At 57.4% G+C, this 12,297-nt stretch carries 10 protein-coding genes and 3 tRNA genes; 10 read left to right on the top strand and 3 right to left on the bottom strand.

Annotated features, from left to right (window positions below):
- Positions 1-233: 233 nt before the first annotated feature.
- Positions 234-557, bottom strand: a complete 324-nt coding sequence (fdxA, locus tag AC13CN_RS02720) for a ferredoxin FdxA (protein ID WP_044628866.1) — start codon at positions 555-557, stop codon at positions 234-236.
- Positions 558-739: 182 nt separating this feature from the next.
- Positions 740-3,307: a DNA mismatch repair protein MutS gene (gene mutS / locus AC13CN_RS02715; RefSeq protein ID WP_062361599.1), complete on the bottom strand. Its 2,568-nt coding sequence runs from the start codon at positions 3,305-3,307 to the stop codon at positions 740-742.
- Positions 3,308-3,428: 121 nt separating this feature from the next.
- Between mutS and AC13CN_RS02710 the strand changes: the two genes are divergently transcribed.
- The 9 genes from AC13CN_RS02710 (at position 3,429) to AC13CN_RS02670 (ending at position 10,645) form a co-directional block, all read left to right on the top strand.
- Positions 3,429-3,953, top strand: coding sequence for a CinA family protein (locus AC13CN_RS02710; protein WP_044628864.1), 525 nt, complete (start codon positions 3,429-3,431; stop codon positions 3,951-3,953).
- Between the two features lie 89 nt (positions 3,954-4,042).
- A complete protein-coding gene (recA, locus tag AC13CN_RS02705; RefSeq protein ID WP_089675711.1) occupies positions 4,043-5,104 on the top strand; it encodes a recombinase RecA in 1,062 nt (353 codons plus the stop codon).
- Between the two features lie 38 nt (positions 5,105-5,142).
- Positions 5,143-5,604 (top strand): regulatory protein RecX, encoded by a 462-nt coding sequence (locus AC13CN_RS02700; protein ID WP_044630005.1) that lies wholly within the window; start codon positions 5,143-5,145, stop codon positions 5,602-5,604.
- 224 nt (positions 5,605-5,828) lie between these two features.
- Positions 5,829-8,438: an alanine--tRNA ligase gene (gene alaS / locus AC13CN_RS02695; protein ID WP_062372353.1), complete on the top strand. Its 2,610-nt coding sequence runs from the start codon at positions 5,829-5,831 to the stop codon at positions 8,436-8,438.
- A gap of 106 nt (positions 8,439-8,544) precedes the next feature.
- Positions 8,545-9,795, top strand: coding sequence for an aspartate kinase (locus AC13CN_RS02690; protein WP_044630003.1), 1,251 nt, complete (start codon positions 8,545-8,547; stop codon positions 9,793-9,795).
- Between the two features lie 192 nt (positions 9,796-9,987).
- Positions 9,988-10,176: a carbon storage regulator CsrA gene (gene csrA / locus AC13CN_RS02685; RefSeq protein ID WP_009722197.1), complete on the top strand. Its 189-nt coding sequence runs from the start codon at positions 9,988-9,990 to the stop codon at positions 10,174-10,176.
- A gap of 124 nt (positions 10,177-10,300) precedes the next feature.
- Positions 10,301-10,393: transfer RNA gene (locus AC13CN_RS02680), tRNA-Ser, on the top strand.
- 30 nt (positions 10,394-10,423) lie between these two features.
- A tRNA-Arg gene (locus AC13CN_RS02675) sits at positions 10,424-10,500 on the top strand.
- 68 nt (positions 10,501-10,568) lie between these two features.
- A tRNA-Arg gene (locus AC13CN_RS02670) sits at positions 10,569-10,645 on the top strand.
- A gap of 239 nt (positions 10,646-10,884) precedes the next feature.
- Here AC13CN_RS02670 and AC13CN_RS02665 read toward each other — a convergent pair.
- On the bottom strand, positions 10,885-11,889 hold the full coding sequence (locus tag AC13CN_RS02665) for a tRNA dihydrouridine synthase (protein WP_232068217.1): 1,005 nt from the start codon (positions 11,887-11,889) through the stop codon (positions 10,885-10,887).
- Between the two features lie 127 nt (positions 11,890-12,016).
- Here AC13CN_RS02665 and AC13CN_RS02660 point away from each other — a divergent pair, with 127 nt between their 5' ends.
- Positions 12,017-12,274 carry an OadG family protein gene (locus tag AC13CN_RS02660; RefSeq protein ID WP_044630001.1) on the top strand — a complete coding sequence of 86 codons (258 nt, stop codon included), beginning with the start codon at positions 12,017-12,019 and terminating at the stop codon, positions 12,272-12,274.
- The last annotated feature ends 23 nt before the right edge of the window (positions 12,275-12,297 follow it).

The raw sequence follows: 12,297 nt of genomic DNA, 5'->3' as shown, positions 1-12,297 counted from the left end.
AAGCGCTCAGAGCACACAGGCGAGCGAATTCAGCGGAACGAAGCTCAGCCCGATAATGGGGGACAGGAACCGCCGTGGTACGGATCCGTTTGCCCGGTGGTGTGAGAGGACGGGGGAGGCGACTCCCCCTCCTACTCGATTAGGCCATTCACGCAATCATGGACGCCTTCCATCCGACTACAAAAAAACCAGCGTAAACGCTGGTTTTTTTGGGATGTGCTAACACTCTGCGCTTAACGCTCGAGTTTTTCCAGCTTACCCGTTTTGCCATCCCACTCTTCTGCATCGGGCAGAGGGTCTTTCTTCTCGGCAATATTGGGCCACACTTCGGCCAACTCCGCGTTGATCTCGATAAACTGCTCTTGGCCATCTGGCAGCTCATCCTCCGAGAATATTGCCTCAGCAGGGCACTCTGGCTCACACAGCGCGCAGTCGATGCACTCGTCCGGGTGAATAACTAGGAAATTGGGGCCTTCGTAGAAACAGTCGACTGGGCAAACTTCCACACAGTCGGTGTATTTGCATTGGATGCAGTTCTCGGTAACGACAAACGTCATCTTGCTATCCCTCTTGCGAGACCGAGAAGCCTCCCGGTCGTGGTCAATCGTGAATGGTTATAAATCTGCGGTTTTTTATAAGGTAAAAAGGTATGGGCGACATTCTAGTGGTGCCCATACCCGGCGGCAAGCGCTCGCGCTCATCTGTTGATGCGATTACTGACGCTCATTATATCCATTGTCTATAGCAACTCTCGCCACTGATACAACAAGGTCAGCGCTTCGCGAGGCGACAAGTCGTCGATATCCGCCTTGCCGAGCGCTTCTACCACCGGGTGCGGGGCGCTGGCGAACAGGTCGTTTTGCTGCGGTATCGCAGGGCTCGCTGAGGGCCGCTGCTGCTCGTCGACATCCCGCTGTTCGAGCATCATCAGCTTTTCCCGAGCGCGACGAATTACCGGAGCCGGGACCCCGGCGAGTTGGGCGACCTGTAAGCCATAACTCTGGCTGGCGGGGCCTGCCTCGATACGGTGCATGAACACGATACCATCGCCGTGCTCCGTTGCCGTCAAATGAATATTGGCGATGCCCTCCGCCTGCTCAGGCAGTGCCGTCATTTCAAAATAGTGCGTGGCAAACAGCGTGAGCGCCCGAGCGTTAGCGAGATGCTCGGCGCTTGCCCAGGCCAAGGAAAGCCCATCGAAGGTGCTAGTGCCACGGCCAATCTCATCCATTAACACCAGGCTGTGTTCGGTGGCATTGTGCAAAATATTGGCGGTTTCGGTCATTTCTACCATGAAGGTAGAGCGCCCTCCCGCTAGATCATCTGACGATCCGATCCGGGTAAAGATGCGGTCAACCGGGCCGATCTCGGCGGCATCGGCGGGTACGAAGCTGCCGCTATGGGCCAGCAGGGCGATCAGGGCGGTTTGGCGCATGTAGGTCGATTTACCGCCCATGTTGGGGCCGGTGATGATCAGCATGTGCTGCTTGGGCGTTAGCATAACATCGTTAGGCACGAACGGCGTGTCGCTCACCTGTTCGACCACCGGGTGCCGTCCGGCGGTAATGGTAATGCCGGTCGCGTCCACTAGCTGCGGGCGTACCCAGTTAAGAGCGCCGGCACGCTCGGCAAAAGCACACAGTACATCCAGCTCAGCCAGCGCGCGTGAGGTGTTTTGTAGCTCGTGCAGTTGGGCGTTGAGCTCGGCTAGCAACTGATCGTAGAGCCATTTTTCCCGCGTCAGCGCCCGCGACTTGGCGGAAAGCGCTTTGTCCTCAAACTCCTTCAGCTCTGGGATAATAAAGCGCTCGGCGTTTTTCAGCGTTTGACGACGGATATAGTCGGCTGGCGCATGCTGCGCCTGGGCGCGGGGTAGCTCAATAAAGTAGCCGTGTACGCGGTTATAGCCAACTTTTAGGTTGGCAAGTCCCGTGCGTTCGCGCTCTCTCAGTTCTAACTGAACGAGATAGTCGCCTGCGTTTTCGGCCATGCCGCGATGCTCATCTAGCTCGGCATCGAAGCCGTCGGCAATCACGCCGCCATCCCGAATGACTACGGGCGGGTTGTCGACCAGCGCTCGCGCTAGCGTATCGGCCAGCTCGGGGTAGGGGCGAATGTGCGGCTTGAGGCTATCCAGGGCGCTGCCGCTGTCGATATCGGTCAGCAGCGCTTCCAGCGTGGGCAGCGTGGCGAGCGCATCTCTCAGTCGCGCGAGATCGCGTGGGCGTGCGCTGTAAAGAGCGACGCGGGCGAGTATGCGTTCCACGTCCCCCACGTCGCTCAGCGTATCCCGCAGGCTCATATAGTTGGCATCAATAGAGAGTAGGGCCACGCCGGCTTGGCGGCCCTCGACGATCTCCCGCTGGCGTAGCGGGCGATTCAGCCAGCGCTTTAAAAGCCGCGAACCCATGGCCGTGGTGCAGGTATCAAGCACGCTGGCCAGGGTGTTATCGCCGGTGCCGCCGAGGTTGATGTCGATTTCCAGATTGCGGCGGCTGGCGGCGTCGATCACCACGGCATCGTCGCGGTTCTCTACGCTGATGGCGGTCACGTGGGGCAGGCGCGAGCGCTGGGTATCGCGCGCGTAGTCGATCAAGACACCGGCCGCGATCAGCGCCGTGGAGAGATGCGCGCAGCCAAAGCCACGCAGGTCGCTAACTTCAAATTGGTCGCACAGGCTGCGGGTGGCGCTTTCCAGATCGAATAGCCACTCCCCCTGGCGGCGTAGGCTGCGCTTTTGCGACCACGCATCGGGCAGGGTCAGGCTCTCCGGCACCAGCAGCTCCGCAGGGGAGAGGCGGGTCAACTCGGCGAGCATTTCCGCTTCGCTCTCGACTTCCAGTACGTTAAAACGACCGCTGGAGAGCTCCAGCCATGCCAGTCCCCAGCCAGCTTTTCCGGGGGCAACGGCCACCAGAACGTTATCTCGCCGAGCATCTAGCAGGGCTTCATCGTGCAGTGTGCCGGGGGTGACGATGCGCACCACCTGACGCTCCACCGGGCCTTTACTAGTGGCTGGGTCGCCGATTTGCTCGCAAATCGCCACCGACTCACCGCCTGCTACTAAGCGGGCTAAATAACCTTCCGCGCTATGGTAGGGCACCCCGGCCATGGGGATGGGTTTACCCCCCGACTGGCCGCGCTGGGTCAGGGTGATATCCAGCAGCGCAGCGGCGCGTTTAGCGTCATCGAAAAACAGCTCGTAAAAATCCCCCATGCGGTAAAACAGCAGTACCTCGGGGTGCTCGCGCTTGATGTTAAGGTATTGCGCCATCATTGGCGTATGGGCGGGGCTGGCCTGTGACATGGGCGTCCTGATTGAGCGTGGCGCAAGCGGTTGGCCTGCGGCATGTTCGTTGAGCAATTTCATTGAGAAAGCTAAACGCAGTATTCTACGCTACCCTAAGGTCTTACATGAAGGAGTCACCATGCCCCCCAGCGTTTCTAGCCTCAAGAACCTCGATTTATCGCTGCTTGCCCAGCGGCTGGGGCGGCTTTGCCTTCAGCTTGGCGTTGAAGTGACCGCCGCAGAGTCTTGCACCGGAGGAGGCATTGCCAGTGCGATTACCTCGGCGGCAGGCAGTTCGGCGTACTTTACAGCGGGCTATGTGACCTACTCAAACGCCGCGAAAACCCGCCTGCTGGGTGTGGAGCCTGCCACGCTTGAAGCCCATGGAGCCGTTAGCGAGGCCGTGGTGAAGGCGATGGTGGCGGGAGCCTGCCGTGAAAGCGGGGCTGATTTAGCCGTTGCGGTGAGCGGTGTGGCCGGCCCGGAGGGCGGCAGCGACGAAAAACCGGTAGGTACCGTATGGATTGCCTGGGGCAGTGCTGGACAGCAGCAGGCAGAGTGCTTCCACTTCCCCGGCGACCGCCAAGCGGTGCGGGAGCAGGCGGTGCGCGAAGCGCTGGCGGGTTTAGTGTCGAGGCTGAGCGCTCAGGCGCAGAAGAAATAATCGTTAAAGTTGCCGCTGAGGATTTGTTTAGCCGCTAATCTTTGGCATACTACTGGCTAATTATACAGCTTGTTATGAGGAATTTCCGCATGGCTCAGGAAGACAACCGCACAAAAGCGCTTAATGCTGCACTCAGCCAGATTGATCGCCAGTTTGGTAAAGGGACCGTTATGCGCCTTGGCGATGCGCCACGCGTCGTGATGCCGTCTGTCTCCACCGGTTCGCTGGGGCTGGATATTGCACTCGGCATTGGTGGTTTACCGTTTGGTCGTGTCGTCGAAATCTTTGGCCCAGAGTCATCGGGTAAAACTACCCTGACGCTTTCGGTCATTGCCCAAGCGCAAAAGCAGGGCAAAGTGTGTGCCTTCGTTGATGCCGAGCACGCGCTCGACCCCAGCTACGCTGAGAAGCTGGGCGTCAACCTGGACGACCTGCTGGTTTCCCAGCCGGACACCGGTGAACAAGCGCTGGAAATCACCGATATGCTGGTCCGCTCGGGCGGCGTGGATGTGATTATCATCGACTCCGTGGCTGCGCTGACTCCGCGTGCGGAAATCGAAGGCGAAATGGGCGACTCCCACGTGGGCCTGCAGGCGCGCTTGATGTCCCAGGCGCTGCGTAAAATCACCGGTAACATCAAAAACGCCAACTGCTTGGTGATCTTCATCAACCAGATTCGTATGAAGATTGGCGTGATGTTCGGTAGCCCCGAGACCACGACCGGAGGTAACGCGCTGAAGTTCTACTCCAGCGTGCGCTTGGATATTCGCCGCACCGGTTCGGTGAAGTCGGGCGACGAAGTCACCGGTAACGAAACCCGCGTGAAAGTAGTGAAGAACAAGGTGGCACCGCCGTTCCGGCAAGCTGAGTTCCAGATCCTTTACGGCAAAGGTATCTACCACGCGGGTGAGGTTATCGATCTTGGCGTGCAGTGCAGCCTAGTAGACAAAGCAGGCGCTTGGTACAGCTATAAAGGCAACAAGATCGGCCAGGGTAAAGCCAATGCGGCGCAGTACCTGGAAGAGCATCCTGAAATCATGAACGAGATTGAAACTCAGATTCGTGATCAGCTACTGGCCAAGGCGGAGCCGAAGAAGGAAGAAGCGTCTGCCGCTGATGTGGCTACAGATAGCGATGATGATCTGCTTTAAGCCGCTACCTCCATTGCATGTGCTAAGAGGGAAACTCGATGTTTTCCTCTAATGTGGATGCTTCTGCACGTGAAGTAGCGATTCAACTACTGGCTCGGCGCGAGTATTCTCGCGCCGAGCTGGCGCGTAAGTTACAGCAAAAAACTTTTGATGCCGATGAAATCTCTGCTTGCCTAGACGCCTTGGCCGAGCAGTCGCTGCAGTCCGATGCACGCTTTGCCGAGAGCTTTATACGCTCGCGTATTTCCAGAGGGCAGGGCCTAATTCGCATTAAAGGCGAGCTTCGCCAACGCGGGGTTGACCAGGAAACTCAGGCCGCCGCGTTGGCAGCAGTAGAAGAGCGTGAAGCGGTAGACTGGTTTGAGCTTGCTCGAGAAACGCTGGAAAGGCGTTTTTCCACTCCGGGTGATTCCCCCAAAGAGCGTGCCAAGCGCGAGCGTTTTTTAGCAGCGCGTGGGTTTGATTTTGAACAAATTCGCTATGCTCTTTCCTGTTTGTAGCCCCGCTCAGGGCTGTCTATAACCCCGCTCAGGGCTGTTACTGCCCTAGCTTACAGCGGCTTTCTTCCTGTTTGTTTCTTCTCTGTTTGGGCCGTCTGTTTTGGTTTTGCCACTAACTGCGGCTTTAGTCGTTTGACAACTGCGTTATAATGGTCCCTTTGCGACCCCAGCGGGTGGCGGCGACAGCGCCCTGGGGCATCACGCTTTCTTGTTACGGATACCCTATGAAAAGCGCAGAGATCAGACAGGCCTTTTTAACGTTTTTTGAAGAGCACGGCCACACGGCTGTTCCGTCTAGCTCGCTGGTGCCGGGCAACGACCCGACGCTGCTGTTCACTAATGCGGGCATGGTGCCTTTCAAAGATGTGTTTTTGGGTCGTGACCCTCGCCCCTACGTGCGTGCCACTTCTGCTCAGCGCTGTGTGCGTGCCGGCGGCAAACATAATGACTTAGATAATGTTGGCTACACTGCGCGCCACCACACCTTCTTCGAAATGCTGGGCAACTTCAGCTTTGGCGACTATTTCAAACGTGACGCCATCCGCTTTGCCTGGACATTTTTGACCGAAACCCTGGGGTTACCCAAAGAGAAACTCTGGGTCACCGTACATATCAGCGACGACGAAGCCGAGCGCATCTGGAAAGATGAGATCGGTATCGACCCCGAGCGTTTCTCCAAGCTGGACGAGGACAACTTCTGGCAAATGGGCGACACCGGCCCTTGCGGCCCCAGTTCTGAGATCTTTTTCGATCACGGCCCGGAAGTGTGGGGTGGTCCGCCCGGAAGCCCTGAAGAGGATGGCGACCGCTACATCGAGATATGGAACCTCGTCTTCATGCAGTTCGAGCGCGATGCCCAAGGCACCCTCAATCCACTGCCGAAGCCCTCTATCGATACCGGCATGGGGCTGGAGCGTGTGGCGGCTGTCATGCAGGGTGTGCACTCCAACTACGAAATTGATCTGTTCCAGAATCTTCTTAAGGCGGCAGCAGACGCCACGGGACATAGCGATACCACCGCGCCCTCGCTACGCGTCATCGCTGACCACATTCGCTCCTGTGCTTTCTTGATTGCCGACGGCGTACTGCCCTCCAATGAAGGCCGCGGCTACGTGCTGCGCCGGATTATTCGTCGCGCCATTCGCCACGGCCACAAGCTGGGCGCGGCCGAGCCGTTCTTCCACAAGCTGGTGAGTGCGCTGGATGCCGAAATGGGTGATGCCTACCCCGAGCTGCGTGAGGCCAGCGAGCAGATTGCTCGCGTGTTGCTGAAAGAGGAAGAGCAGTTTGCGCGGACGCTGGATCACGGTATGGGCTTGCTGAACGCGGCGCTCGAAGAGCTGCAAGGTGACGTGCTGCCCGGCGAAACCGTGTTCAAACTCTACGACACCTACGGCTTCCCGTTCGATTTGACTGCTGACGTGTGCCGAGAACGTGAAGTGACACTGGATGAAGCCGGTTTCCAGCGTGAACTCGAAGCTCAACGCGAACGCGCTCGTGCCGCCAGCCAGTTTGGCGCGGATTACACGGCCTCTATCGAACTGGACGGCGAAACCCAGTTTACCGGCTACGAGCGGCTGGAAGACCAAGCCACCGTGACCGCCATAGTGGACAGCGAAGGCAATGCTCTGGCGGCTCTGGAAGCGGGCCAGAAGGGCACCGTGGTGCTGGACCGCACGCCATTCTACGGCGAGTCCGGCGGCCAGGTGGGCGATACTGGCTACTTGCACGTCGATGGTGGTCGTTTTCAGGTGAACGATACCCAGAAACAGAGTGGCCACCACCTTCACCAGGGGGTAATGGTCGAAGGGAGTCTGAGTGTCGGCGCCAACGTACGCGGTGAAGTGGACGCCAGCCTGCGCAGCGCGACCATTCGTAACCACTCCGCGACCCACCTGCTGCACAAAGCACTGCGTATGGTGCTGGGCGATCACGTTCAGCAGAAGGGCTCGTTGGTCAACGCCGAGCGTCTGCGTTTTGACTTTAGCCACTTCGAACCGATGACCGCAGAGCAGCTTGCTGAGGTCGAGCGCATCGTCAACGAGCAAATCTTGGCCAACGCGCCGACCAAAATCGAGCAGATGAGCCTCGCCGATGCCAAGGCCAAAGGCGCGGCAGCACTGTTCGAAGCCAAATACGCTGATAACGTGCGCGTATTGACCATCGGTGCCGATGACTTCTCCATCGAGCTTTGCGGCGGTACCCACGTCAAGCGCAGTGGCGACATTGGCTGCTGCCACGTGGTCAGCGAAGTAGGTATTGCCTCGGGGGTGCGTCGTATTGAAGCGATCACCGGCGAAAACGCACTGGCGTATTTCCGTGAGCAAGAAGCCCGCGTTCAGCGGATTAGCGAACGCTTAAAAACCAAGCCAGAGCAAGTGGAAGCGCGTGTCGAATCGCTGGTGGAGCGCAACCGCAGCCTGGAAAAAGAGCTTGAGCAGCTCAAAGCGAAGCTGGCGAGCGCGGCGGGTAGCGATATGCTCAGCCAAGTGCAGGAAGTGGGCGGCGTGAAGCTGCTGGTAACTGAGTTGGATGGCGTGTCTGGTAAAGATCTGCGCGGCGTATTGGATCAGCTGAAAAACAAGCTAGGCTCTGGCGTGATTATGCTAGCCACTGCTGACAAGGCCGCTGGTAAAGTCAGCCTGATTGCTGGGGTCACTTCTGATTTAACTGGCCGTGTTAAAGCGGGCGAGCTGGTTAATCATGTGGCCTCCCAAGTGGGTGGCAAAGGGGGTGGGCGCCCTGATATGGCTCAAGCAGGCGGCAGTCAGCCAGAGGCGCTGCCGGACGCGTTGAACAGTGTCCCGGCTTGGTTGGAAAACACACTTCGCTAAATAGAGAGGCCGGTGGCATTATTTGCTACCGGCCTTTTTGCTAGTTAGGAAAGTTGGCAACAATAATATTCACCCTCCATTCCCGAACGTAAAGGAAAAACGGCATATGGCACTATACGTACAGAAGTTCGGCGGCACCTCGGTGGGCTCTGTCGACCGTATCAAGGCCGTGGCGGAAAAAGTTAAAGGCTTTCGCGACCAGGGCCATCAGGTAGTGGTTGTTGTCTCCGCGATGAGCGGCGAGACCAACCGCCTGACCGAAATGGCCCATGCTCTGAACGAGGATCCCGCCCCGCGTGAAATGGATATGTTGCTCTCAACAGGGGAGCAGGTGACCATTTCCCTACTGGCCATGGCGCTACAGCAAATTGGCGTGTCGGCGACCTCGCACACGGGTGCCCAGGTAGGGATTCATACCGACAGCGCCTACACCAAGGCGCGTATTCAGCGTATTGAAACTGACGATCTCAAATCTGACCTGGATGCAGGGAAGGTCGTGGTGGTCGCTGGTTTCCAAGGCGTAGACGAAGACGGCAATATCACCACGCTGGGGCGTGGCGGCTCTGATACCACCGGCGTGGCGCTTGCTGCCGCCTTGGGGGCTGATGAGTGCCAAATCTATACCGACGTAGACGGTGTTTACACCACGGACCCCCGTGTATGTTCCAAAGCGCAGCGCCTTGAAAGCATCACCGTAGAAGAAATGCTCGAACTCGCTAGTTTGGGCTCCAAAGTGCTGCAAATTCGCGCTGTTGAATTCGCCGGTAAATACAACGTGCCGCTGCGGGTACTGTCTAGCTTTGAAGACGGCCCTGGCACCCTGATTGTTGCAGATTCAGACCAAGACGAGGATTCTATGGAAGAACCGCTAATCTCCGGTATCGCGTTTACCAAGAACGAAGCCAAACTCACCCTGCTGAATACGCCGGATGTACCTGGTGTGGCTTCACGTATTTTGGGGCCGATTGCCGACGCGAATATTGAAGTAGATATGATCGTCCAGAACGTTGCACCAGCTGGCGATTACACCGACTTCACCTTCACCGTGGCAAAAGGTGACTATAAAGCCACCAAAAAGCTGCTAGAAGAGACCGTTATTCCTGACCTGGGCGGAGGTGAGCTGCGCGGCGATGACAACATTGCCAAAGTGTCGCTGGTCGGCGTTGGCATGCGCTCTCATGCGGGTGTTGCCTCTAAAATGTTCCGCGTATTGGCCGATGAAAACGTTAATATCCGTATGGTCTCTACTTCAGAAATTAAAATTTCTGTCGTAATTGACGAAAAACATATGGAGCTTGCAGTTAACGCCTTACACAAAGCGTTTGGTCTCGATAAGTCCGATATCGAATCTGAATAACAATTGTGGCCTAAACCTTCTACGCTGAAGTTACTCGCTGCCGTGTGGTGGTGAGCTTTCTTTCAACGGGAGGGTAAGGTGTCATAGGGGCCAAAGCCTTTGGTGGCAGGCGTCACCATGCCGCATAATGGCATGGTGACGCCGCTGGCGGACACATCCCGTTGTATAAAACGTCTGAGAAGGAGATCAGCCATGCTCATCCTAACCCGCCGCGTTGGCGAAACGCTGATGATCGGTGATGAAATTACCGTCACAGTATTAGGTGTGAAAGGTAATCAAGTGCGCATTGGTGTGAACGCACCAAAAGATGTCGCGGTTCACCGTGAAGAGATCTATCAGCGCATTCAGCGTGAACGTAATAGTGAAAGCGAATCAGAATAAATGGCCGCCCGTGTTACGCTCATTAAAGGGCGTTTAAGCGGTGATTTTAGGCCAGCGCGAAAAAAATCGGAATAAGACTGGACACCAGTCATCAAAATCGGTAATATTCGCGCCGTGCCGTTGAGGAGAGGTGGCCGAGTGGCTGAAGGCGCTCCCCTGCTAAGGGAGTATAGGGTTTATAGCCCTATCGAGGGTTCGAATCCCTCTCTCTCCGCCAACTGCATGATGTAGCATCGTAATTTGATACGCGCCCGTAGCTCAGCTGGATAGAGTACCTGACTACGAATCAGGTGGTCGGAGGTTCGAATCCTCCCGGGCGCGCCAAGTTGCAAAGCTAAGTGCTTGATGTTACACTGATTTCATTGCTTGACGAATTAGGCAATGACTGAAAAGCGCCCGTAGCTCAGCTGGATAGAGTACCTGACTACGAATCAGGTGGTCGGAGGTTCGAATCCTCCCGGGCGCGCCAGATTTCAAAACCCGCTCTTTAATGAGAGCGGGTTTTCTGTTTTCTAGCCTGACTAACGTGGCTCGCGCGTTAGTCTTGCGATCGTGTAAAGCGCCCCCGCAACTTTGCGGAAGGGCGCTTTTTTTTGGCTCGAAGGAAATGAGGTGGGTCGAGCCCGCGTATGGGTCGAAAAAAAGCGCCTCGATAGGCGCTTTGACTCAGCAGGTTCAACGGCGGCTGGTTCAGGCACTTCGCCCGGCTTAGGCGGGTTCGTAGGCGGCGAGGGAGCTTGCGCTAGGGGTAAGGCTGCCGAGAAGTGCATCCAAGTCGGTCAGGCGCTTCAGGCGCTGAAAGTGCTGGTCGGCTTCAGCGTTGCCTTGACGCATCTGGGCAAGCCACTGCTTCACCAGCGACACGACCACGCGGTCAGGAAGGTGTTGACGCTGGAGCGCGGCGTACTCTTGCAGTACGCTGGCGCGCATTTCCCAAGTGGTTTCCGCCAAACGTTCGCCGGTTTGTTGCCAGTAGCGAATCCGAGGTGCCAGCCAGGGGTCAGCCAGCGCGCTGCGTCCGAGCATCACATCGCAGCAGCCGGAGAGCGTGCGTGCCTTCCAGTAATCCTCAAGCGTCCAGATATCGCCATTGGCCACCACGGGGATCGAGAGGTGGTGGCGCACTTTGCCAATCCACTCCCAGTGAGCGGGTGGGCGATATCCCTCGTCCCGTGTCCGGCCATGTACGACCAAGCGCGCTGCGCCGCCTGCTTCCGTCGCCTGCGCACAGGTCACCGCCAAGCGGCGATTGGCAAATCCCAGGCGAATCTTCGCGGTCACCGGAATTGCGCCGTCTAGCGCCTCTGCGACCGCTTTGACGGCCTGGTAGACGCGGTCTGGCTGGCGCAGTAGCGATGCGCCGCCGTCGTGGCGGTTCACCAGCTTGGCTGGGCAGCCAAAGTTGAGATCCAGGCTAATGGCCCCAAGGGCTAGCGCCTGGCGGGCATTTTCGGCTAGTGCCCTAGGGTCGGAGCCGAGTAGCTGCAGATGGACGGGTACGCCGTTAGGCGTCGCTACCGGGCGCTCGGTGAGTTCGGGGCAGTGTTTGTAAAACACCCGTGGGGGAAGGCGGGTATCCACTACCCTGACAAACTCCGTCACCGTCCAGTCGAAACCGGCCTGGCGAGTCAGTAGATCGCGGGTGAGCGCATCAATAACGCCTTCCATCGGTGCAAGACCGATCTTGCCTTTATGTAGTAAATTAACAACCATGACTTCCACTATGGCGCGATTGCATTCTATCCTGAATGTGGCAGGTTAGTGTATTACCCTTATTGCGCCAAGCGCCGTTAGAGGCGTTTGGCGTGCCAATAACCCTATAAAACAAGGAGAGCACGCTATGCAGGGGTCGGAGTTACTCCAAGAGGGGCTCGCTCTAATGGGCCTTGGTATGGGCTTTGTTTTTGTTTTTCTTACTATTTTGGTCATTAGCGTTACGCTGATGTCGAAGTTGATCGACCGCTTTCAGCCTGCTCCAGTGGCAGCGCCAGCGGGTCGAAATAGTGCAAAAACACCCGCCAGTAACGGCCAAAATGACGAAGTTGCCGCGGTGATCAGTGCTGCAGTGCATCGTTACCGCTCGTCCCGCCGTCCGTAAGACGCACGCTTTTGTGTGCCTAT

This window comes from Vreelandella sp. L-25 (genome assembly GCF_056857535.1).
Note: the sequence above shows the minus strand (reverse complement) of the source record. Positions and strands in the feature narration are given on the sequence as shown.